The 22,453-nt window shown below is 73.1% G+C and carries 16 protein-coding genes; 5 read left to right on the top strand and 11 right to left on the bottom strand.

All coding sequences use genetic code 11. The features are described from left to right. Positions 1-61: 61 nt before the first annotated feature. Entirely contained in the window at positions 62-1,540 is a 1,479-nt protein-coding gene (locus GT755_RS08820) for an alpha/beta hydrolase family protein (protein ID WP_161479191.1), read from the top strand. Here the strand turns inward: GT755_RS08820 and GT755_RS08815 are convergent. Further along, entirely contained in the window at positions 1,460-2,467 is a 1,008-nt protein-coding gene (locus tag GT755_RS08815; RefSeq protein WP_161479190.1) for an alpha/beta hydrolase, read from the bottom strand. The genes GT755_RS08820 and GT755_RS08815 overlap by 81 nt on opposite strands. A gap of 162 nt (positions 2,468-2,629) precedes the next feature. Between GT755_RS08815 and GT755_RS08810 the strand changes: the two genes are divergently transcribed. Further along, positions 2,630-3,943, top strand: a complete 1,314-nt coding sequence (locus GT755_RS08810; protein ID WP_328794254.1) for an LCP family protein — start codon at positions 2,630-2,632, stop codon at positions 3,941-3,943. Here the strand turns inward: GT755_RS08810 and GT755_RS08805 are convergent. From GT755_RS08805 to GT755_RS08775, 7 genes are all read right to left on the bottom strand, one after another. Beyond that, positions 3,940-4,941, bottom strand: a complete 1,002-nt coding sequence (locus GT755_RS08805; protein ID WP_161479188.1) for an enolase C-terminal domain-like protein — start codon at positions 4,939-4,941, stop codon at positions 3,940-3,942. The genes GT755_RS08810 and GT755_RS08805 overlap by 4 nt on opposite strands. A gap of 37 nt (positions 4,942-4,978) precedes the next feature. Next, on the bottom strand, positions 4,979-6,325 hold the full coding sequence (locus GT755_RS08800; protein WP_161479187.1) for an MFS transporter: 1,347 nt from the start codon (positions 6,323-6,325) through the stop codon (positions 4,979-4,981). Positions 6,326-6,609: 284 nt separating this feature from the next. Next, positions 6,610-7,797: a VWA domain-containing protein gene (locus tag GT755_RS08795; protein WP_161479186.1), complete on the bottom strand. Its 1,188-nt coding sequence runs from the start codon at positions 7,795-7,797 to the stop codon at positions 6,610-6,612. Next, positions 7,797-9,977, bottom strand: a complete 2,181-nt coding sequence (locus GT755_RS08790; RefSeq protein WP_161479185.1) for a DUF5682 family protein — start codon at positions 9,975-9,977, stop codon at positions 7,797-7,799. Before GT755_RS08790 ends, GT755_RS08795 begins: the two co-directional genes overlap by 1 nt. Positions 9,978-9,980: 3 nt before the next feature. Further along, complete coding sequence (locus GT755_RS08785; RefSeq protein WP_161479184.1) at positions 9,981-11,066, bottom strand: ATP-binding protein; 1,086 nt, start codon at positions 11,064-11,066, stop codon at positions 9,981-9,983. Continuing rightward, a complete protein-coding gene (locus tag GT755_RS08780) occupies positions 11,063-12,466 on the bottom strand; it encodes a DUF5691 domain-containing protein (RefSeq protein WP_328794252.1) in 1,404 nt (467 codons plus the stop codon). The genes GT755_RS08785 and GT755_RS08780 overlap by 4 nt, the downstream gene beginning before the upstream one ends. Continuing rightward, positions 12,463-13,770, bottom strand: a complete 1,308-nt coding sequence (locus GT755_RS08775) for an SWIM zinc finger family protein (RefSeq protein ID WP_328794251.1) — start codon at positions 13,768-13,770, stop codon at positions 12,463-12,465. The genes GT755_RS08780 and GT755_RS08775 overlap by 4 nt, the downstream gene beginning before the upstream one ends. A 91-nt stretch (positions 13,771-13,861) precedes the next feature. On the opposite strand from GT755_RS08775, the gene GT755_RS41030 reads away from it, so the two are divergent. Together GT755_RS41030 and GT755_RS08765 are read left to right on the top strand one after the other, a co-directional pair. Further along, positions 13,862-16,720: a helix-turn-helix transcriptional regulator gene (locus GT755_RS41030; RefSeq protein WP_328794250.1), complete on the top strand. Its 2,859-nt coding sequence runs from the start codon at positions 13,862-13,864 to the stop codon at positions 16,718-16,720. A gap of 90 nt (positions 16,721-16,810) precedes the next feature. After that, positions 16,811-17,242 carry a cupin domain-containing protein gene (locus GT755_RS08765; RefSeq protein WP_161479181.1) on the top strand — a complete coding sequence of 144 codons (432 nt, stop codon included), beginning with the start codon at positions 16,811-16,813 and terminating at the stop codon, positions 17,240-17,242. Positions 17,243-17,328: 86 nt separating this feature from the next. Here GT755_RS08765 and GT755_RS08760 read toward each other — a convergent pair whose 3' ends face one another. Beyond that, positions 17,329-18,375, bottom strand: coding sequence for a hypothetical protein (locus GT755_RS08760; protein ID WP_161479180.1), 1,047 nt, complete (start codon positions 18,373-18,375; stop codon positions 17,329-17,331). A gap of 112 nt (positions 18,376-18,487) precedes the next feature. Continuing rightward, positions 18,488-19,066 (bottom strand): GNAT family N-acetyltransferase, encoded by a 579-nt coding sequence (locus tag GT755_RS08755; RefSeq protein ID WP_202609768.1) that lies wholly within the window; start codon positions 19,064-19,066, stop codon positions 18,488-18,490. A gap of 60 nt (positions 19,067-19,126) precedes the next feature. Here GT755_RS08755 and GT755_RS08750 point away from each other — a divergent pair, with 60 nt between their 5' ends. After that, complete coding sequence (locus tag GT755_RS08750; protein WP_161479179.1) at positions 19,127-20,668, top strand: aldehyde dehydrogenase family protein; 1,542 nt, start codon at positions 19,127-19,129, stop codon at positions 20,666-20,668. Positions 20,669-20,945: 277 nt separating this feature from the next. Here the strand turns inward: GT755_RS08750 and GT755_RS08745 are convergent, their stop codons facing one another. Then, positions 20,946-22,448, bottom strand: coding sequence for a S8 family peptidase (locus GT755_RS08745; RefSeq protein WP_202609767.1), 1,503 nt, complete (start codon positions 22,446-22,448; stop codon positions 20,946-20,948). Positions 22,449-22,453 lie beyond the last annotated feature (5 nt).

Raw genomic sequence — 22,453 nt, 5'->3', positions numbered from 1 at the left:
GGGGCATCGTAAGGAGGAAGGCACGACTCGGAATATGGACCACCCATCGGGGAGCGGCCTGATGACCATTGGGCGGGGCACGCTGACGATTCTCGCCGGCGTCCTCGTGGCGCTGCTCGGAGTGATCGGCTACCTCCTGCCGCCGCCCGCGTTCGATCCGCCGCCGCTGGAGCCGCCGGCCGCCTTCCGCGACCTGCCGGCCCAGCCCGCCTCCGAGACGCGTCCTCCGGCGACGGTCTACCCGGTCACCACCGAGACGATCACCGTCCCGGTCCGGGGCGACAACCTGGTCACCACGATCCGCACCCCCCAGGGCCCCGGCCCGTTCCCGGCGATGGTCTTCGTGCAGGGCTCGGGCTCCGGCGACCGGGGCGAGTTCTCCTCGCAGGCCGAGTGGCTGGCCCAGCACGGCATCGTGACGCTCGCCTACGACAAGCGCACCCACGGCTACTCCTTCCGCAGCCGCGACTTCGCCCTGCTCGCCGACGACGCGGTGACCATGATCGACCTGCTGCGGCAGCGACCGTCCACCGACCCGGCGCGGACCGGCCTGTGGGGGGTCAGCGAGGGCGGCTGGGTGGTCCCGATCGCGGCGTCCAGGAGCTCCGCCATCGCCTACACGGTGCTGGTCTCCTCCCCCAACGTGTCGCCGATGCGGCAGGTCGCGTGGGCGCTCAACGAGCAGCTCCTGCGGCTGCACGCGCCGACCGGGGTGCGCGACCTGCTCACCCGGGCCATGGGCGGGGTCGGTTTCGACTTCCTCCGGTACGACAGCGCGCCCGCCCTCCACGGCATGCGGCAGCCCACCCTCGCCCTCTACGGCACCGGCGACCCGTCGATCCCGTTCGTCGAGAGCACCCAGACGCTGATCGACGCCAAGCCCGCCGACAACTACACGATCCGGTTCCTCGCCGGGGCCGACCACGCGATGCGGCGGCACGGCGGGCCGTTCGTGCCCGGCTACCTGCCGACGTTGTCCAACTGGATCACCGGCCTGCCCCACGAGTCGCCGGTCAAGATCGCGGGAGCCAAACCGGTCCAGCGCTATGAGGCCAGCGACGTGCCCGCCGCCCCCTGGTACGGCGCCAGCAGCTTCCTCGGCCTCACCCTGACCCTGGCCGCGTTCGGCTACGTCGCGGCGCCGGTGACCGAGATGTTCGTCCGGCTGCGCGGTCGTGACCTGCGGCACCAGACCAACACCCACGTCTGGCCGCCGATCCGGCGGCGGCTTTGGCGGATGATCTGGACCAGCCTGGCGCTGCTCGTCTCGGTGCTGGCGTTCATCATGCTGATCGTGTTGTTCTCGGTGAACCAGGCCGGGGCCTGGCCGGCCGTGCAGGCGGGCTGGCTGGTGGTGCGGGTGCTGGCGGTGGTGATGCTCGCGCAGGTGGTGGGCGCCACGGGGGCGGTGCTCGTGGGACTGCGCGACGGCTGGGAGATGAGCCGGTCGCAGCAGGTGTCACTGACCGGCGTGCTGGGGGGCACCGCCCTGATGCTCGTCACCGCCGCCTACTACGGGTTGTTCGGCTTCCCCTGGTAGCGCATAGGCCAGCCAGCGGTCCATCTCGTCGAACACCTGCTTGCGCACCGGTTCGGCCGACAGCACCAGGTCGTGCACGCCGCCCGCCACCCGGACCACCGTCACGCGGGGCCCGATGCGGGTGGCGTGCCGGGCGATCTGCTCCACGTCGAGCACGGTGTCGCTGTTGCGCACCTCCGGCGCGAAGTCCTTGACCCGCAGGCTCTGGTCGGAGCAGAGCACCAGCACCGGCACGTCGACCCTGAGGCCGCCCTGCAACCGGTGGTGGGCGCGGCGGATCGCGGCCAGCCAGGCGGCGTGCACGGGGAAGCCGCCCAAGGGCTTCCATTCGAGGTCGTAGTCCCATTCGCCCTCGCGGGACAGGTGGATGCTGTCGCCGTAGACCGTCGAGACACCCACCGGCAGCACCGTGCGGGCGGGCAGCCGGGCGAACACCCCCTTCAGCGCGTCGGCGAGCCCCTTCACCAGCACCGGGACGTTCAGGTCGAGGAACGGGCTGTTCAGCATGAGCGCCTGCACGAGCCCCCGGCCGCGCACCCGGTCGGCCCACAACGCGGCGACCAGGCCGCCGGTCGAGTGGCCGTTGACCACCAGTTCGTCGTGGTCGGCCCGGATGATCCGGACGGCGGCGTCGATCTCCGGGAAGTACTCGGTGACGCTCCGGACGAATCCGCGCGTCTGGTAGGGCAGCAGCGACCGCCCGTACTTGCGCAGGTCCAGCGCGAAGAACGAGACGCCCTGCTGCACGTAGTGGTCGGCCAGGTGGGCCTGGAAGAAGTAGTCGGTGAAGCCGTGCAGGTAGAGGACCGCGCGGCGGGCGCCCGGCACGACGCGGCGGACCAGCGTCGCGACGACCTCGCCCTCGTCGTCGGGCGGGAGGGGGATGGTGACGACGTCGTAGTCCGCGCCCAGGATGTCCTCCGACATGGGGTCAGAGTACGCGAACCGGGTGAATCGGCCACGAACTCGCCGGTGTCTGGAAGGTAAAGGCGTTCGGCCCCCTCGGACGGTTCAATGTAATCGTGGCGACACGGTCCGTGACCACGTAATCGAGCATCTTCGGGGATGGGCGTGCGGAAACCAGGTCAGGTGATCGGATGGGTCGCGTTGTCGGTGCTGTTCCCGGGGGTGGCGCACCTGCGGGCGGGCTGGCGGCGTACCGGCGCCTCGGTGCTGGCGGTCTATCTGTCGGGCGTCGCGGTGGTCATCACGGTGGCGGCGCTCGCGGGGGCCGACCTGGCCGGGCGGCTGATCGGCCGTCTCGGGCTGCTGGCGGTCATGTCGGGCACGCTCGGCGTCGCGTGGTTCGTGCTCGTGGTGCACTCCTACGTCGTCCTGCGGCCCGGGCGGTTGTCGATGCCGGGCCAGATGGTCTCGGGGGTGTTGACCGGCGTGCTGGCGGTCGGGTCGGCGCTGCCGTTCGGGCTGACCGCCCACTACGCGGCGGTCTCGCAGCGCACGATCGACGGCCTGTTCAAGGGGTCGGCCGAGATGCCCGCGGGCGAGCCGTTCGGCGGCCGCGACCGGGTCAACATCCTGCTTCTCGGCGGTGACCTGGCCGGGAACCGGGTCGGCGTGCGGACCGACAGCATCAACGTGGCCAGCGTCGACGTGCGCACCGGGCGCACCGTCATGTTCGGGCTGCCGCGCAACCTCGAAGGGGTCCGGTTCCCCGAGGGCAGCCCGATGTACAACCACTTCCCCTTCGGCTTCCGGCTGCCGAGCGGCCCCGACGGGGCGCGCGAGGACCTGCTGTTCTCGGTCTGGGAGTACGCCGACCAGCACCCCGAGGTCTTCGGCGGGCGCACCGGCATGGGCGCGACGGCCCTGAAGGAGGCCGTCGGGGAGATCCTGGGGCTGCGCGTCGATTGGTACACGCTGGTCAACATCGGCGGCTTCGCCAAGATCGTCGACGCGATCGGCGGCCTGCACCTCACCGTCGACCGCGACGTGGTGTACGGCCGCCGCAACGAGGGCCTCATCCCCGCCGGCACCCGCAGGCTGACCGGCGAGCAGGCGTTGTGGTTCGCCCGGTCGCGGACCTTCTCCGACGACTACGCGCGGATGAAGCGGCAGAAGTGCGTCTTCGCGGCGCTTCTCGACCAGGCCGACCCGGCGACCGTGCTGACCCGCTTCACCGAGATCGCCGCGGCGACCGAGGGGCTGCTGGAGACCGACATCCCGAGCCCGATGCTGGAGCACCTGGTGCCGCTCGCGGCCAAGGTCAAGCGGGCGGGGGTGACGAGCGTCCAGTTCGTCCCCCCGATGATCAGCACCGCGGCGCCCGACTGGACCCTGATCAGGAACACCGCCGCGCGGGCCCTGACGGGCGGGGGCGGCGCGTCGAGCAGTGCGCCGAAGGCGCCGAAGCTGGCCGAGGGCTGCGCGCCCGTCGAGTCCTAACGCAGAGCGAAGCTGTCGCGGGCCATCCGCCTGACCCGCTCCTCGTCGACCGTGTGGCCGAGCCCCGGCTGGGTGAGCGGGATGGCCACCACTCCCCCCGACGCGCCGACCGGCGGCTCGACGATCTGGGCGTTCCTCGGCGGTTCGGTCACGTCGCTCGGGAGGGTGCAGCCCGGCAGGGCGGCCACGGCGACGGTGGCCGCGCGGGCGAGGCCGGTGCCCCGGCCGTCGGCGCAGGTGATGTCCCAGCCGGCCCGGCGGGCGCGGTCGTGGGCGGTCTTCACGGCGGCCAGCGAGCCGAACAACGACGGCCGGAGCATGAGGGCCCGCCCGGCCCGCGCGGCGACGGCCTCGTCGAGCTCGGCCAGCGAGCGGGCCTCGACGACGACCGGGATGCTCAGCCGCGACTGGAGCTCGGCGCTCAGATCGAGGTCGTCGCAGGGCCGCTCGATGCCCGACAGGTCGTAGCCGGCCAGCGATTCGAGCTGGCCGATCTCCGTGTAGGCCCGCCGCGCGTCGACCGTGATCGCCAGCGCCGGGTAGGCGGCCCGGATCGCGCGCAGCGGCTCGACGTCCCACCCCGGGTGGATCTCCACGGTGACGTGGGCGTATCCGGCTCCGACGAACCGGTTGACGCCGTCGACCGCCGACTGCAGCGACCGTACGGCGGGCAGCCGGACGGTGGCCATGAGGGAGGTGCGGGTGCCGCCGAGCGCGTGGGCCAGCGGCACGCCCGTCATCCTGGTCGCCAGGTCCCAGCAGGCCATGTCGGCCGCGGTGCCCAGCTCGGGCAGGTCGTGGGGGGTCTCCCAGTCGACCCCGATGAGGATCTGGGCGAGGGTCTCCTCAAGAGTGCCCCACACCTTGGGATCGGGGTGGACGACCTCGCCCCACCCGGCCATCCCGCCATGGTCGGTGAGCTTGACCAGGATGCTCTCCGGTCGCCTGCCGTAGGGCAGGACCAGCCGGAACACATCGACCTCACGGACACGCGGCACGGACGGCTCCCCCTCCTGTTCTTGAGGCGTCTCGCTCTCAGACCTCCATGGTGACACGCCGGGACAGCAACGCCCCCGCCAACGCCATCGCCACGAGCAGGGCGAAGCAGACAGCATATGCCCCGGTCGAGGTGAGGATCGCCCCCGTGACGGCCACCGCGACCACGGTCACGCCCGACTCGCCGACGCTGAGCGAGGCGCTGTTCTTGCCCTCCTCGCCGGGCTTGGACAACTCCAGGACCAGCACCGACAGCGTCGGATAGATCATCCCGATGCCGAGCCCGCAGACCACCCAGCCGATGAACGCGACCCAGATCGGGACGGCGGGCAGGATCGCCAAGGCGGTCACCGAGATCCCGGCGACGACCAGCAGGTGGCCGCCCCAGAGCCGCAGCACGCGCCCGCCCGGGTACTTGCCCTGCAGCCACGAGCCGGCCGACCAGGCCAGCGCGCCGCCGGTGAGCGCGATGCCCGCCTCGGTCAGCGTCAGGCCGCGCTCCCTGACCAGCATCAGCGGCACGAGCACCTCGGCGGCGAAGAACGCGGCCATGCTCAGCCCGCGCAGCGCGACCACGGTCGGCAGGCCGCGGGCCGCCCGCAGGGTCCCGCCCGGGACCAGCATCGGCAGCGCGACCAGCAGCACCGCCAGGCCGGCCGCCATCAGCACGTAGTTGGACTCGCCCGACCCGTACTGGAGGACCGCCGCGCCCACGGCCGCACCGCCGCCCCAGGCGAGCCGCGCGGCGAAGGGGCCGGTGTCGGCCCGCTCCTCGTCGTCGGCGTAGGGCTCCCGGGAGGCCAGCCCGCGCCAGAAGATCGCCACGGCCGGGAGCGCGATCACCGCGACGCCCAGGAAGACGGCCCGCCAGGTCCACGTCTCGGTGACGGTGCCGGTGATGGCCGGCCCGACCACCGAGGGCAGCACCCAGGCGGCGGCCAGCAACGAGAAGACCTTCGGGTGCATCGCGCCCGGGTAGACCCGCGCCACCAGGACGTAGATCGCCACGTTGAACAAACCGCCGCCCAGGCCCTGGAGCAGCCGCCCCGCGATGAAGACCTCCATCGTGGGGGCCAGCCCGGCGATCACCAGGCCGGTCACGAACATGCCGAGGCCGGTCCAGAGCGGCTTGTCGGGACCGGAGACGTCGCCCCACCGGCCGCCGGCGACCGTGCCGACGAGGGCCGCGGCGACCGCGCCGCTGAAGGCGAGGCTGTAGAGGCCGAAGCCCTGCAGCTCCTTGCCGATCTCGGGCATGGCGGTCGCGACCGCCAGGTATTCGAACGCGACCAGGACCATGAGGGCGGTGATACCGGTGCTCAGGGCGCGGTAGCGCGACGAGAAGACCGCCGGCGGCGGTGAGGTGGATGTCATGAGGGAAGCCATGTTTCGGACATTACGAAAGGAGAGCGTAGCGGGCATCGGGCCATGGCCCGAGGAGGGCGTGGGACCTTGGTCCGATGCCCTGGGGCCCGTCGGTGGGCCCCTCACGTGGGCTTCGCATGTCGATCGTCCTCCGTGTCCGATGGTCCTAGGTCTTCGGGTCCGCCGTCGCGGCGCGAGGGCGGGAGCGGGTGGCCGGCGCCGGATGCGGCGGGATGCGGAGGCGGCGGGCGGGGCCGGGGTGGGCGGAGCCGTAACGGAAAGGGCGGGATCGGCCCGCGCCGACTTCAGCTGGTCTGTCTGCCCTCGCCGAGGTTGCGTTCGGCCCAGGCGGTGATGTCGCGGCGTTCGATCGCCGCCGCCATGAGGTCGGGGAAGGCGTCAGGGGTGCAGGCGAAGGCCGGGACGCCCATCGCCGCCAGGGCCGCGGCGTTCTCGTGGTCGTAGAACGGGGCGCCCTCGTCGGACAGGGCCAGCAGGACGATCACCTGGACGCCCGCCGCCGTCATCGCCGCCACGCGCTTCAGCATCTCGGCGCGGACGCCGCCCTCGTAGAGGTCGCTGATCAGGATGAAGATCGAGTTGGCGGGGCGGGTGATGAGGCCCTGGGAGTAGGCGATGGCGCGGTTGATGTCGGTGCCGCCGCCGAGCTGGGTGCCGAACAGCAGCTCGACCGGGTCGTGGAGCTGGTCGGTGAGGTCGACGACGGCGGTGTCGAAGACGACCAGGGACGTCTTCAGCGACCGCATCGAGGCCAGCACGGCCCCGAAGACGCTCGAATAGACCACCGAGGCGGCCATCGAGCCGCTCTGGTCGATGCAGAGCACGACCTCGCGCTGCACCGACTGCTGCTTGCGGGCGTAGCCGACCAGGCGCGACGGCACGACCGTGTTGCGCTCGGGGAGGTAGTTCTTGAGATTCGCCCGGATGGTCCGGTCCCAGTCGATGTCGGCCGGGCGTCTGGGGCGATTGGTGCGGGCGGCCCGGTTCAGCGCGCCGGTCACCGCCGCCCGGGTGCGGTGCTGGAGCTTCCGCTCCAGCTCGTGGACGACCTTCCGGACCACCACCCGGGCCGACTCGCGGGCCTGCTCGGGCATCACCCGGTTCAGCGACAGCAGGGTGCCGACCAGGTGGACGTCGGGCTCCACGGCCTCGAGCATCTCCGGCTCCAGCAGGAGACGGCTCAGGTCGAGGCGGTCGATGGCGTCCTTCTGCATGACCTGGACGACCGTCGACGGGAAGTAGGTGCGGATGTCGCCCAGCCAGCGGGACACCCGGGGCGCCGAACCGCCCAGCCCGGCCGAGCGGGAGGCCGGCCCGCCGTCGCCGTCGAGGTCGTAGAGGGCGGCCAGGGCGGCGTCCATGCCGGCGTCGGCGCCCGACAGGTCGCCCAGGCCGCCGCCGGGCGCGTTCGCGGCCTCGCCGCCCAGGACCAGCCGCCAGCGGCGGGCCCGCTCGTCGTCGTGCACGTCCATCAGCCGCTCCCCAGGATGCCCATGACGGTGCGCACGGCCGGGGCGGCGCGCTCGTCGTCGTATTCGATGTCGTTCTCGGTGGCCGAGCCCGAGCGGACGCGGCCCGCGATCGAGCGCCGCTCGGGCGGCGCGAAAGAGCCGAAGGTCCGCCGCAGCAGCGGCAGGACCTCCACGAACGCGTCGCCGCGCAGACCCACGAGCCAGTCGTCGACCATGGCCAGCAGGCGGGGGTCGTGGATGAGCAGGAGCCCGCCGCCGGACAGGAACCCCTCGATCCACGCCGCCGCCCGCGCGGGCGGATGGGCCGGCGACACGGCCCGCGACATGCGCGCGTCGGCGTCGCCCAGCCGGTCGGCGTCGAACAGGATCCGGACGATCCGGCCCTCGACGACGCCGGGCAGGCCGGTCCGGTCGGCGAGCGCCCGCAGCGCCCCCAGCCAGCGCTCGCGGCCCTCGTCGAGCAGCGCGGACGCGCTGGTCACGGCGTCGATGTGGGCCACCATACCGCGCGCGTTGTCGTCGTCGAGCCCCGACACGGCGGCCGACAACCCGGCGCAGATCCGGGCCAGCAGCGACGTGGCGATCACGGCCAGCCCCTCGGCCGGGGTGCCCCGGACGTCGCCGTAGCGCTGGGCCCTGACCAGGGCGGGCAGCGCGGCCATGAGGTGGCGGATGTCGGTGTCGACGGCGGCCCGGTCGCCGATCGCGGCCAGCACTGCCGGCAGCGACCCCGGCAGGTCGGCGAGCAGCGCCCGCTCGACCAGACCGGTGAGGTCGGCCAGCGCCGCGCCCTCACGGGCGGCCACTTCGGCGATCTTCGCGGTCGCGGCGGCCGGGACGGTCACCCCGAGCGGCGCGGCCTCGATGAGCGAGATGTCGAACTCGGGCCGCCACTGGAGCGCCCAGGCCTCTTTGAAGGTGCCCTTGCCACGCGTCTGGCGGGGCTCGCCCCATGGGACGTTGAGCAGCCGGAGCCGGTGCAGCAGGCGGCTGCGGTCGAGGTCGAGCGGCTTGCGCAGGTCGAGTTCGAGTTCGCGGTCGAGCGCCTCGGGCTTGAGCCGGAGCCGCCGCTGCTCCTCGCGCAGGTGGCGCTGCAGCGGGACCATCGGCGTCGAGTCGGGGACGTGGCCGAGCCGCTCCCCCACGACCATGCGCCGCTGGATCAGCTCGACGGGCAGCTCGTCGCCCTCGCACAACACGGCCCGCGCCGCCTCGGTGACCTCGGCCAGCCCGGCCAGGGGCCGGTTGCGGATGACCGCCAGGCTCTGCGCCAGCCGCACCGACTCGATGACGTGGGCGGACGAGACCGGCAGCCCCTCCTCGCGCAGCACTCCGGCGGCGGCGGCCAGCCACCGCTCGACCGGGCGGTCGGGGGTGGCGAACAGGTGGGCGTACCAGCCCGGCGAGGAGACGCCCGCGCCGTAGCCGCTCCAGTGGGCGAGCCGGCCGTGGGTCCACGGCACCCACGTCATCTCGGCCTTGACCTTCGGCAGGCCCTTGAGGATCCGGTCGTCGGCGGCGGCCGGGCCGATCACGGTCAGGGCGGGGACGTGCCACGCGCCGCACACGACCGCGATGTTCGTGAAGCCCTCTTTGACCGCGACCCGGACGGTCCGGCGCATGTAGGCCTCCCGCCGGGCCTCCCGCTCGTCGGGGGTGTAGCCCTCGCGGACGGCGGCCATGGCCTCGGCGATGACCTCGAAGGGGGTGTCGCCGCGGTGCTCGACGGCGTCCTCCCACCAGCGCTCGGGGTCGTCGTAACCGGCGGCGGCGGCGAGCGAGGCGATGGGGTCGACGCGGACGACCTGGGCCGGGGTCACGTCGTCGCCGTCTGGACCGGCCTCGTCCTTCTCCGCCGGCTTCTCCGCCAGCGAATGCGCCGCCGGGAGGTCGCAGAAGCGGGCCGGAATGCCGGTCTCCGCCGCGTACGTCAGCGCCTGCCACTCGGGTGAGAACGTCGCGAACGGCCAGAAGGCCGCCTTGGCCGGGTCGCCCGGCACGTGGGCCAGCAGCGCCACCGGCGGTTCCATGCCGGGATCGGCGGCCAGGCCGACGAGGCCGTCGGCCTCCGGCGGGCCCTCGATCAGCACGATGTCGGGTTTCAGGCGGGCCAGTTCGGCCACCACGGCGCGCGCGGAACCGGGGCCGTGGTGGCGGACGCCCAGCAGGGTGATGGTCATCGCTCAGCCGGCGTCCCGGCAGGCGCGGTAGAAGTCACGCCACTCCTCGCGTTCCCGGACGACCGTCTCCAGGTATTCGTGCCAGACCACCCGGTCGGACACCGGATCCTGGACGACCGCCCCGACGATCCCGGCCGCGACGTCGGAGGGCCGCAGCACTCCGTCGCCGAAGTGGGCGGCCAGGGCGATCCCGCTGGTCAGGACCGAGATCGCCTCGGCGGTCGACAGGGTGCCGCTGGGCGACTTGACCTTGGTGCGGCCGTCGGAGGTCACTCCCGAGCGCAGCTCGCGGAAGACCGTGACGACCCGCCGGATCTCCTCCAGGCCCGCCGGGGTCTCCGGCAGTTCGAGCGACCGGCCGAGCTGGGCGACCCGGCGGGAGACGATCTCCACCTCCTCCTCGGCCGAGGCCGGGACGGGCAGCACCACCGTGTTGAACCGGCGGCGCAGCGCGCTCGACAACTCGTTGACGCCGCGGTCGCGGTCGTTGGCGGTGGCGATCACGTTGAAGCCCTTGGCCGCCTGGACCTCCTCGTTGAGCTCGGGGATCGGCAGCGTCTTCTCCGACAGCACGGTGATCAGCGCGTCCTGCACGTCGGAGGGCATGCGGGTCAGCTCCTCGACCCGGGCCAGCCGGCCCTCGGACATGGCCCGCATCACGGGGCTCGGGGTCAGCGCCTCGCGTGAGGGACCCTCGGCGAGCAGGCGGGCGTAGTTCCAGCCGTAGCGGACGGCCTCTTCGGCGGTTCCGGCGGTGCCCTGGACCAGCAGGGTCGAGTCGCCGGAGACGGCGGCGGCCAGGTGTTCCGACAACCACGTCTTGGCGGTGCCGGGCACGCCGAGCAGCAGCAGCGCCCGGTCGGTGGCAAGGGTGGCGACGGCGACCTCGACGATGCGGCGCGGGCCGATGTACTTGGGGGTGATCAGCCCGCCGGGGTGGCTCGCGTCGCCCAGGATGTAGGTGGTCACCGCCCACGGCGACAACCGCCAGCCCGGCGGGCGGGGCCGGTCGTCGTGCTTGGCCAGGACGGCCAGTTCGTCGGCGTACTGGTCTTCCGCGTGGGGCCGCAGGACGGTGGGGGTCGTCACGAGAACTCCTTGATCATGTCGGAACGGAAGCGGAGCAGGGCGGCGGCGGTCCGCAGTTCGCCGATGTCGGGCAGCTGGTCGAGGTCGTAGGTGCCGGTCGGGTCGAGCCGTTCGCCCGCCAGCCGGGCCAGCTCGCCCGCGTTCCACGGCTGGCTGGAGGCGATGTCGGCGACCCGCTGGAGCACGGCCGCCGCGAGCGGGCCGCTCCACGGACCGGGCACCCCGCCGAGCATCATGATGAGCTGCCCGTCGACGTTGCCGGCCCGGACGATCTCGGCCGCCCGCCACGACCGTTCGTCGGGCGGCAGCACGGCCAGCAGGTCGGTCAGCGGTTCGACGTCGAACAGGGCGCGGGCCCAGACGGGGTCGTCCTGGAGGATCGCGGCCCGGATCCAGCCCATGTGGATCTCCCGGGCCCAGTCGCCGATCGTCATGCGGACGAGCTCGGCGGGTTCGGCGCCGAGGTGGCCGGGCCAGAACCGGAGCGGGGTGTGCGCGACGACCTGCTGCAGCCACCAGCTGCGCGGCCCGGTGCCCGCCGGCGGCCGGGACCGGACGCCGTCGCGCTCCATGACGGAGTCGCAGGCCGTCGGCGCGACCGCGGTGAGCCGGGCGCCGTCGCGGGTGAGCAGCGCCGCGGCCCGCACGGCCATGCGCTGCCCGAGCCGCGAGTCGGGCAGCTTGGTGAGCAGGTCGGCGGCGGCCTGCCGGACCTCGCGGCGGCGGTCGTCGAGCGCCTTCTCCAGGAAGGGCTCGTCGGCCATGGTCAGCCCGTCGGCCAGGACCGCCACGAAGACGGCCCGGTCGTCGGGGTTCTCCTTCGGCCAGGTGACCTCCAGGAGGTCTCTGGCCTCGTCGGGTGAGGCCGCGCGCAACGCGGCCAGGAACGCCTGCCGGTCGCCGCGGGTGCCGAACTCCCACGGGCCGTGGTCGAGACCCGCCTGGGCCGGGGCCCCGCCCGAGCTCTCTTGGAGGAGGTAGCCCCAGTCGGGGTTGAGCCCGGCGAGCCAGCGCCCCCGGGCCCCCGCCACGACGGCGAGGTCGGCCCGGATCGACCGGTCGCGCGCCCCCGCCGCGAGCAGCTGCGGCAGCAGCCGCGCCGGGACGCGCGACGACCGGCGGGCGGCCAGCCCCAGCCATTCGGGCAGCACCCGGGCGAACTCACCGCCCAGCAGCCGGGCCAGCCGGTCGGCGGCCTGGGCGGAGACCGGCGGCGCGTCGTCGGCGGGCGCCTCGGCCAGTGGGATCGCGCCGCCCGGCTGCTCCCCCGCCCGGCGGGCGACCACCTGCGCGGCGGCCTGCTCCAGCAGGTCGAAGGGGGTGCCGAGGCCCCGGCGTTCGGTCCCGACGAGGGCGGTGGAGACCAGCTCGTTCCACCCGGTGCGCCGATCGAGCCTCACAGGACCACCACCTCGTCGTTCTCGTCCCACGTGGTGAGGGGACGCAGGCCGTCAGGAGTCCATTCCACGGCGACCGTCACCGGACGGCCGCCCGAGACCGCGACCAGCTTCCACGGATCGCCCGCCGACGGGTGCAGCCGCAGCCCCTGGCCCGAGTCGCCCAGCAGACGCCACTCTCCGCCGTCGCGCCCGACCCGGGCGCCGGTGATCATTAGCGGCCACGACTCGGTCCACGGGTCGCGGGTCAGCACGTCGGCGATCACCCGCGGCACGCCCTCGACGGTCACCCCCGAGGCGGGCGCCCTGGCGGGCACGGCCGCGCCGTAGCGGTCGGCGATCAGGGCGCGCAGCGGCGCCGCACCCGGATAGTAGGAGACGTCGGCGTCGACCCGCGTGCCGAGCACCAGGGAGGCGTCGAGCGGCTGACCGGGCGGCGCGAACGACAACACCAGGGCCACCCGGCCGGTCGCCCGGCCGTGGAGCCAGACCCGCCGCGACAGCAGCCGGTCGCGTTCCTCGTCGCGCAGGGCGATGACCTGCCACTCGTCGCGGATCGGCGGCAGGGCGAGCACGGTCTCCTTGGCGACCTGGTAGCCGACCCGCTGGCGCACCGTCTCGCGCAGGTCGCCGGGCAGCTCGGCGGCCCGGCGGTGGGCCACGGCCAGCAGGTGGACCATGGCGTATTCGCCGAGCAGCCGGCCCGGCCAGTTCTCGTCGCGGAAGACGCGGGTGAGGCCCGAGAAGGTGCCGGCCAGGCCGGGCGCCTGGGCGTCGACGAGCCGCTTGGCCAGGTCGCTCCACTCGGCCAGCCCCGTCTGGCGCGCGTCGGACAGCCCGCTCGCGACCTGGTCGGACAACCAGCGCTCAAGCTCGGCCAGCCCGGCCGTGACCCGCTCTTCGCGCTGCCGGGCCCGCCCCTCGTCGGGCTTGGCCGCCGAGGGCTCGGCCTTCTTCTCCGCCGCCTTCTCGGCCCGCGCGGCCCGCTGGGCGAACCACTCGGCCGCCCAGGGGGCCATCTCGGCAGCGGGCGGCACCCCGTCGGCCGACCACAGCAGGAGCAGGCCCAAAGCGTGTTTGCAGGGGAACTTCCGGCTGGGGCAGCTGCACCGGTAGGCGGGCTCGGACAGGTCGACGCACGCCTGGTAGGGCTTCGACCCGGACCCGGCGCACTCGCCCCACAGCGCCGATCCGAGCACCCCCGTGGCGGACCACTTCCTGGGCGCGCTCACCCCTCCGGCCGCCTTCTGCGAGGCGGCGTCGGGCGCGAGCGCCAGCACCTGGTCACGACTCCAACGTTCGGTCACGCGCCGCACCCTAGCCGCGCCGGGCGACAAAACGCGCAAGATCGTGAAGAGGGCTCCGGGTTCTGTCGGGGTGACGTGCCATACTCGCAGCGTGGTGGGCCGAAAGACACAAACCGGGCTTGTCGGGCGGGGGTCCCAGCTCGACCGGTTGTCCCGTGTGCTCGACGCCGCGACCGGGCGGATGGCCGGGGTGGCGCTCGTCGGCGGCGACGCCGGCATCGGGAAGACGCGGATCGTGTGCGAGTTGTGCGAGATCGCGCGGGAGCGCGGTTTCACCGTCCTGGTCGGGCAGTGCGCCGAGCTGGGCAACGCGCTGCCCTATCTGCCGCTCGCCGACGCGCTGCGCAGCGCCGACCTCCGGTCGGCCCTGGAGTCGCGGCCCGTGCTCCGGCGGCTGCTGCCGGGGGCCGACCCCGACGGGTCCGACGCGCTCACCGGGGCGCTGGCGCAGCAGCGGCTCTTCGGGGCGACGTTGAGCCTGCTGGGCGAGCTGGCCGACGAGCGGCCGGTGCTCATGGTGTTCGAAGACCTCCACTGGGCCGATCACTCGACACGTGACCTGCTGGTCTTCCTCACGCGCATGCTCCAGCGCGAGCGGGTGGTCCTGGTCGGCACCTACCGGACCGACGACCTGCACCGCCGACATCCGCTGCGCCCGGTGCTCGCCGAGCTGCAGCGGCTGCCGCTGGTCGTGCCGGTCGAGCTGCCGCCGCTCGACGACGAGGCGATGGCGACCCACCTGACCGCCCTGGGCGGCGGGAACGCGGGCCTGATCGGCGGGGTCGTCGGGCGGGCCGGGGGCAATCCCTTCTTCGCCGAGGAGCTGCTCCAGGCGGCCGCGAGTGGCGAGCGGCTGCCCGCGACGCTGGCCGACCTGCTGATGGCCCGGGTCGAGGGGTTGTCCGACACGGCCCAGCAGGTGCTCCGGGTGGCGGCCGTGGCCGGGCGGCGGGTCGACCACGACATGCTGCGCGCGGCGGCCGGGCTGGCCGACCGGCCGCTCGAAGAGGCGCTGCGCGAGATCGTCTCGCGCGGGCTGCTGACCGTCGACCAGCACATCGGCTACGACTTCCGCCACGCCCTCCTCCAGGAGGCCGTCTACGACGACCTGCTGCCGGGCGAGCGCACCCGCCTGCACATGACGTTCGCGTCGCTGCTGGCCGAGTCGGGGGGCCGGGCGGCCGAGCTGGCCCACCACTATTCGGCCGCCCACGACGTGCGGGGCGCGCTGATCACGTCGCTGGAGGCGGGGGTGCGGGCCACCCAGATGGGCGCCCCGGCCGAGGCCAACCGGCATTTCGACCGGGCGCTGGAGGTGTGGGAGCAGGTTCCCGGCGCCGAGGCGATCACCGGCACGACCCGGGCGCGGCTGATCCTCGACAGCGCCGCGGCGGCGGCCGACAGCGGCGACAACCACCGGGCCATCGCCCATCTGCGGCGGCTGCGCCAGCTCGTCACCGAGCCGCAGCTGGTGGCCGAGACGAACGAGCGGCTGGCCTGGTACCAGGCCGACGGCGACGACTTCCACGGCATGGCCGAGGCGGCCGAGGCGGCGGTGAACGCCGTCGACGACGGTCCCGAGACGCCGATGCTGGCCCGCGCCCTGGCGACCCACGCCCGCACGTTGTGGATCGTCGAGCGGGTGACCGACGCGCAGGAGGCCGCCGCCCGCGCGCTGGAGGTGGCCCGGCGCACCGGTTCGATCGAGGCCGAGTCGGCGGCGCTGGTGTCGCTGGGCATCCAGCAGGAGTCGCTCGGCGATCCCGACATGGCCGAGGAGCTGCTGTCGATGGCGGCGGCCAAGACGTCGGGTTCGTTGTCGATGGACCTGCGGGCCCTGTTCAGCCTGGCCCGGCTGCAATACGAGCGGGGCGACCTCGACGCGGCGGCGGAGTCGGCCGAGACGGGGTTGCAGGTGGCCCGCGACAACGGCCTGATGTGGAGCACGTTCGGCACCGACCTGCGGTTCCTGCGCTACCTGATCTCCTACGCGGCCGGCGACTGGGACGCCGCGGAGAAGAGGGCCGCCATGTTCGGCGTCCGGGTCGGCACCCCTCCCGAGGCGCTGCTCTCGTCGTTCGCGCTGTTCGTCGAGGTCGGCCGGGGGCGCGCGGTGGCGGCCGAGCGGCTGCGCTGGCTGGAGCCGTTCTGGGGCGCCGACGACCTGGTGACCTACATGACCCGCGGCATGGCCGCCGAGCTCGCCCTGTGGCGCGGCGACCCGAAGGAGGCGCTCGGCCACGTCGACGCGGTCGTGGCGGTGCAGCAGCCCTACGACTCGGGCCTGATCCGCGTCTCCGCGATCGGCCTGGCCGCCCTCGCCGACCTGCCGCCCGGCGATCCCGACCGGGCGCGCGGCACCGAGTTCGTCGAGCGGGCCCGCTACGCCGCCACCCACGGTCCCACCGGCCCGTGGAACACCCTCGGCCCCGAAGGCCAGGGGTGGGCGGCCCGCGCCGAGGCCGAATGGCACCGCCTGTCGGGCACCGCCACCCCCGAGGTGTGGGAGCGGGCGCTGGCCGCGTTCGACGGCGGCTTCCCCTACGAACAGGCCCGCATCCGCTGGCGGCTGGCCGAGACCCTCCTTGAGAGCGGCGACCGCGACCGGGCCCGCGCCGAGTGGGAGCGGGCCGTCGAGGTGGCCGACCACCTGGGCGCCGCCCCCCTGCGCCACGCCCTCGACCTGCTCGGCCGCCGGGCCCGCTTCACCGTCCCGGGCTCGACCGAACCCGTCCGGGCGAGCGTGCTCGACAGCCTGACCGGCCGCGAACGCGAGGTCCTCGCCCAGGTGGCGGCGGGCCGCTCCAACCGCGAGATCGGCGAACGCCTGTTCATCAGCCAGAAGACGGCGAGCGTCCACGTCTCCAACATCCTGGCCAAACTGGGCGCCGCCACCCGCACCCAGGCCGCCGCCATCGCCCACCAGGAGGGCGTGACACCCCCCGACTGACCGCACCGCCGTCATGGGCGCGGGCGCCGCGCCACCGGCCACGGGGAAGATCGATACGCTCGGCAGGCAACTGCCACTGAGGGAGCCGACATGCAGAAGCCGCCGCTGGCCGAGGAACTCGGGCTGGAGCCCCACCCCGAAGGTGGCTGGTTCAGGGAGACCTGGCGGTCACCCGTGATGTTCTCCCCCGACGGCTATGACGGCCCGAGGCACAGCGCGACCGCCATCTACTTCCTCCTCGAACCCGGCGAGGAGTCGGCCTGGCACGTCGTCGCCTCCGCCGAGTTGTGGTTCTGGCACCGCGGCGGCCCGCTGGCCCTCACCTTCGGCGGCGACGGCGACCACCCCGAAGCGGGCGAAACCGTCATCCTGGGCCCCGACGTCGAGCAGGGCCACCGGCCCCAGGTGCTGATCCCGCCGGGCGTCTGGCAGGCGGCCCGGCCGGCGGGCGACGAGGGCGTGCTGGTCAGCTGCGTCGTCTCCCCCGGCTTCGAGTTCACCGACTTCAAGCTGGCCGAGTAGCACACCCGCCCCGGGCGGCACGCGCGATGGCCGCCCGGGGCGTAAGAACGTCGCCGAGCATGATCATCATGCGGGCGGGCTGATCGTCAGTCGACGACGCAGGTGCGGTAGCCGCGACTCACCGACGTGATGACGCCGTTGACGCCGACGACCTCCAGACGCCAATCGGCCGAGTCGCCCATGGTCGAACCGACCACCTTGTGCACAGGTGCGCGGCCGCCCGTCGGGGAGGTGATCATGACGGTCTTCCACGGCTCACGCACCCACACGGCGTCCTCGGTGAAGCGGGACCAGGCATAGGTGAGCAGTCCGGAGGTGTTGCTCTCGACGTAGCCCTCCAGCTGGTATTTGAACGGCGTCCAAGGGTTGCACGTGCCGGCGGTGCGGGTCAGGGAGGCGAAGTCGGCGCCGATGCGGTGGTCGCCCCCGCACCTCGTGGAGTACTCCTGCCAATACGCCAGGTCGGCGTGTGTCTCGGGGCCGACGATCCGCAACGAGATCAAGTCGTTCCACGATGGACTGGCGACCGGCAGCCGATGGAAGGGAGTGCTCACGGTCCTGGTGCCCGGTTCGGTGAAGACCACCTCGTGCACTCCCTCGGCGCCCCGCAGGTCCGCGCCGTCGAAGGTGATCCACCGGTAGCGCACGGTCTGCGCGATCGGTGAGGTGATCTGCGCGGTGGCCGTGTGCACGACACTGGCACCGCACGGGCCGAGGTGGTAGGCCGCCGGCTGGATCTCCGGCGTGTGCGGGATGGGCTCGTCGCAGGCCAGGGTGTACGCGATCGTCGCCGTCCTCCCGATGCCGAGCAGACGGACGGTCGCGGATTTCGGCCCGAACCCCCAGTAGTGCGTTTTCGTGGTGGTCACGGTCCTGGATCCGGCCTCGGTGAAGTCCACCCGCTCAATACGGCCGGTGCCCCACTGGTAGTAGACGGGGCGGGGGCCGTCGGCCGTGATCGTGGCGCTCAGGGTGATCTGCGCGGGCTCCGGGTAGCAGGAGCCGGTGTGCGAGGACGGCTGTGCTCCTACGGCCGCCACCGTGGCGTTCGGAAGCGGGGTTTCCGCGTGGGCGGGAGGCGCGCCGGCCGCCAGCACGGCCGTCAGCGACACCAGGACACTCCATAACCGCATGTCTCGTCCTTCCAGAAGGGATCGAGATCATCTTGAGGAGGCCGGCTTGCGGCCGAATGGTGGATGAGTTGGAGCAGTTCTCTAATTTGGGCCGCCGGCACTCGCCGGCGCGTCAGGACGGCCTGGTGGTGATCCGGGCGTGGAGGTGCATGTCGTGCCAGCCGTCCGCGTGGAGCAGTGAGCTGCGCAGGATGCCCTCCAGGGCGAATCCCGACCGTTCCGCCACCCGGCACGACGCCGGATTGGCGATGGCGTGGCGGAGTTCGAGGCGGTGGAGGCCCAGGTCGTCGAAGGCCCAGCGGGTCACCTCCGACACCGCCGCTGTGGTGCCGCCCCGGCCGCGGCCCTCGGGGAGGGTCCAGTAGGCGATCTCGCCCAGGCCCAGTTCCAGGTCGACGCTGCGGAGGGCCACCCGGCCCACGACGAGGCCGTCACGTTCGACCACCCACGACGCGCCGGTCTCCAGGGTCCAGCGGGCCCGCCACCGGGCGATGACGGTCGCGGCCCTGGCGGTGTCGGCCTCGTGTTCCAGGTTCCACAGGCGGATGTCGGGGTCGGCGAAGGCGGCCATGACGATCGGCTCGTCGCCGGACTCGCGGAAGGGGCGCAGCAGCAGGTCTCCGGTCGTCAGCGACGGCTGGGGGCGATCGCGCATGGAACCGGCGGGGACGACCTCGGGGATGACGTACACCCGCCCATCCTGCCGCCCGGAATAGGGTGAACAGCACGCGCACGACGAGGAGGTCGCACGATGACCCGGCAGATCGTTTCCGTCATCGGAGGGAAGGACGAGCCGTCCGGCACGCCCTATCTGTCCCGGAACCCGGCCCGGCTGAAGGAGGTCGTCGCCGAGGTCGCCCTGGCCGACGCGGCGACGTTCGCGGCGGCGTGCCGGAGCGCCGCCTCCGCGCAGCGCGACTGGGCGGCGGTGCCGGCGCCGGTGCGCGGACGGGTGATCGCCTCGATCGGGCGGCTCGTGGAGGCCAACGCCGAGGCGCTGGCGCGGCTGGTCAGCGAGGAGATCGGCAAACCCCACGCCGAGGCGCTGGGCGAGGTGCGGGAGATCGTCGACACCTGCGACTTCTTCATCGGCGAGGGGCGGCGCCTCTACGGGCAGACCGTGCCGTCGGAGATGCCGGACAAGAACCTGTTCACGTTCCGGACCCCGGTCGGGGTCGCGGCGGTGATCACGGCGGGGAACTTCCCGGTGGCGGTGCCGTCGTGGTATCTGGTGCCGGCCCTGCTGTGCGGGAACGCGGTGGTGTGGAAGCCGGCCGAGTACGCCGCCGCCTCCGCCGCCGCGCTGCACCGTATCTTCTCGGCCGCCGGGCTGCCCGACGGGGTGTTCAACGTCGTGTTCGCCGACGGGGAGCAGACGTTCGCCGGGCTGGAGAGCGCGCTCACCGAGGGGACCGTCCACAAGGTCGGCTTCACCGGCTCCTCCGAGGTCGGGCGCAGGATCGGCGAGTTGTGCGGGCGGCATCTTCAGTCGCCGTGCCTGGAGCTGGGCGGCAAGAACCCGATGGTGGTCATGCCCGACGCCGACCTGACCCTCGCCACCGAGGGCGCGCTGTTCGCCGGGTTCGGCACCGCCGGTCAGCGCTGCACCTCGCTGGGCACGGTGATCGTCCATGAGTCGATCCACAACGACTTCGTGGCCCGGTTCACCGCCGCCGCGCAGTCGGCCTACGTCGGCGACCCGGCCCGCAAGGTGCTGATGGGACCGATGCTCGACCAGAAGTTCGCCGACCGCTACGAGGAGTACCTGACCTGGATCGGCGACCACCACACGGTCACCGGCCCGGTCGGGCGCATCACCGAGTCGAACCCGTGCGGCCACTTCCTCGGCGACGACCCGAACGAGGGCCTCTTCTACCACCCGGTGATCGTCGACGGCGTGCGGCCGACCGACCGGCTGTTCCTGGAGGAGACGTTCGGCCCGATCGTCGGCGTGACGACCTTCTCCACCCTCGACGAGGCCATCGAACTGGCCAACCTGCCGGGCTACGGCCTGTCGTCGTCGATCTACACCCGCGACCCGCGGGCGGCGTTCCGCTTCCGGGCGGGGGTGTCGGCCGGAATGGTCAGCGTCAACAACTCGACCTCGGGCGCGGAGGCGCACCTGCCGTTCGGCGGGAACGGGAAGTCGGGCAACGGCAGCCGCCAGTCGGGCATGTGGGTGCTCGACCAGTTCACCCGCTGGCAGGCGATGAACTGGGACTATTCGGGCCATCTGCAGAAGGCCCAGATGGACGTCACAGAGATCATCCCCGACCTGGAATACCGAATCTGAAAGACTTCCATCCGTTACGGCTCCCGCCCACCCCGGCACCGCCCGCCGTCCGGCCCGGCGCCGCACCCGGCGGCGACCACCCGCTCCGGCACACCACCGCAACGACGAACGTCCGGCCGACGAATGAGCGCGCGACGACCCGATCCAGGGTCCGGAGGCCCGTCTCCGCCGTCAACCGGCGTGCCACATCCTGCGCAAAGACCCGGTGCCGACCGGCACGGGAGCGATGAAGAGGTCCGGCCCCCACGCCGGAGCCGGACCTTTTCACCTCAGGGGGTCACGCGCAGCGCGAGACCAGGTCCCAGTAGCCCGAACGGGTCTCCTGGAGGCTGCGCTGGGTGCTGCCGGTGAGGCCGAGGTAGTCGTTGGAGCCCTCGGCGTACACGAGGAAGAAGAACTCCACGTAGGCCCGGCCGGCCGAGACGTGCGCGTTGTTCGTCGCGGTCACGCACTTCTTCGCGGGCGCGGTCGGGGTCGGGGACGCCGACGGGCGCGGAGAGGTGGTGGGGCTCGGCGAAGGCGAGGCCGAGGCCGACGGAGAGGGCGACGACGTGGGCGTCGGGGTGGCGGAGGGCGACGGGGAGGGCGACGGGGACGGGGAGGTCGTTCCGCCCGAGGTGTTCAGCAGGACGTTCGGGGAGCCGCTGCCCGGGTTGGTCACCACGCCGGTCACGCCGTTCTTCACGAGGGTGTCCCTGATCCGCGCGGGCGTCGCGGTCGGCGTACCGGAGAGGATCAGCGCGGCCGCCCCCACGACGTGGGGCGTCGCCATGCTCGTGCCGCTGATCGTGTTCTTGGCGGTCGGGGAGGTGTGCCAGGCCGAGGTGATGTCGGTGCCGGGGGCGAAGACGTCGAGGCAGTCGCCGTAGTTGGAGTAGGACGCGCGGGCGTCGTTCTTGGCCGTGGCGCCGACGGTGATGCCCTCGGGCACCCGCGACGGCGACGACGAGCAGGCGTTCACGCTGCTGTTGCCGGCCGCCAGGCCGTAGGTCACGCCCGACTTGATGGAGTTCTTCACGGCCGTGTCGACGGCGGTGGAGGCCGAGCCGCCCAGTGACATGTTGGCGACGGCGGGCTTGGCCGCGTTGGCGGTCACCCAGTCGATGCCGGCGATGACGCCGGAGTTGCTGCCGCGCCCGGCGCAGTCGAGCACCCGCACGCCGACCAGTTTGACCTGCTTGGCGACGCCGTAGGCGGTGCCGCCGACGGTGCCGGCGACGTGGGTGCCGTGGCCGTTGCAGTCGGTCGCGTCGTTGTCGTTCGAGACGAAGTCCTTGCCGGAGACGGCCCGGCCGCCGAAGTCCTGGTGCGTGGTGAGGATGCCGGTGTCGATGATGTACGCCGTCACCCCCGCCCCCGTCCCGGTGTAGGTGTAGCGGGAGTTCAGCGGGAGAGCACGCTGGTCGATGCGGTCCAGACCCCACGACGGCGGGTTGGCCTGCTCGGCGTCGACGGTCACCACGGCGTCCTGCTCGACGTAGGCGACGTCGGGGTCGGCGGCCAGGGCGCGGGCCTCTTTCGCGGTGGCGTTGATGGAGAAGCCCTTGATGGCCCGGTTGTACACGTTCTTCACCTGGCCGCCGTTCTCGGCGGCGAGGTCGCGGGACTGGGCGCGGACGTCCGCCGTCGGCTTCAGCACGACGATGTAGCTGCCGGGGATCGCGCCGGGGTTGTCCGTCCCCACGACCATGGCCGTGCGGGCCTGGGCGGGGGCGGCGAGCGACGCGCCCGCGAGCGCGGTGGCCGCAAGCAGCGCCGCGACCCGGGGGATTCGGTGCATCGGGG

The sequence above is a fragment of the Herbidospora solisilvae genome (assembly GCF_009901565.1).
GTDB lineage: Bacteria > Actinomycetota > Actinomycetes > Streptosporangiales > Streptosporangiaceae > Herbidospora > Herbidospora solisilvae.
Note: the sequence above shows the minus strand (reverse complement) of the source record. Positions and strands in the feature narration are given on the sequence as shown.

Excerpts from the sequence above, each read along its gene's own strand:
- GT755_RS08790 (WP_161479185.1), bottom strand. The coding sequence starts at position 9,977 with ATGACCATCACCCTGCTGGGCGTCCGCCACCACGGCCCCGGTTCCGCG.
- GT755_RS08800 (WP_161479187.1), bottom strand. The coding sequence starts at position 6,325 with ATGGCTTCCCTCATGACATCCACCTCACCGCCGCCGGCGGTCTTCTCG.
- GT755_RS08760 (WP_161479180.1), bottom strand. The coding sequence starts at position 18,375 with ATGCGGTTATGGAGTGTCCTGGTGTCGCTGACGGCCGTGCTGGCGGCC.
- GT755_RS08815 (WP_161479190.1), bottom strand. The coding sequence starts at position 2,467 with ATGTCGGAGGACATCCTGGGCGCGGACTACGACGTCGTCACCATCCCC.
- GT755_RS08765 (WP_161479181.1), top strand. The coding sequence starts at position 16,811 with ATGCAGAAGCCGCCGCTGGCCGAGGAACTCGGGCTGGAGCCCCACCCC.
- GT755_RS08745 (WP_202609767.1), bottom strand. The coding sequence starts at position 22,448 with ATGCACCGAATCCCCCGGGTCGCGGCGCTGCTTGCGGCCACCGCGCTC.
- GT755_RS08820 (WP_161479191.1), top strand. The coding sequence starts at position 62 with ATGACCATTGGGCGGGGCACGCTGACGATTCTCGCCGGCGTCCTCGTG.
- GT755_RS08750 (WP_161479179.1), top strand. The coding sequence starts at position 19,127 with ATGACCCGGCAGATCGTTTCCGTCATCGGAGGGAAGGACGAGCCGTCC.
- GT755_RS08795 (WP_161479186.1), bottom strand. The coding sequence starts at position 7,797 with ATGGACGTGCACGACGACGAGCGGGCCCGCCGCTGGCGGCTGGTCCTG.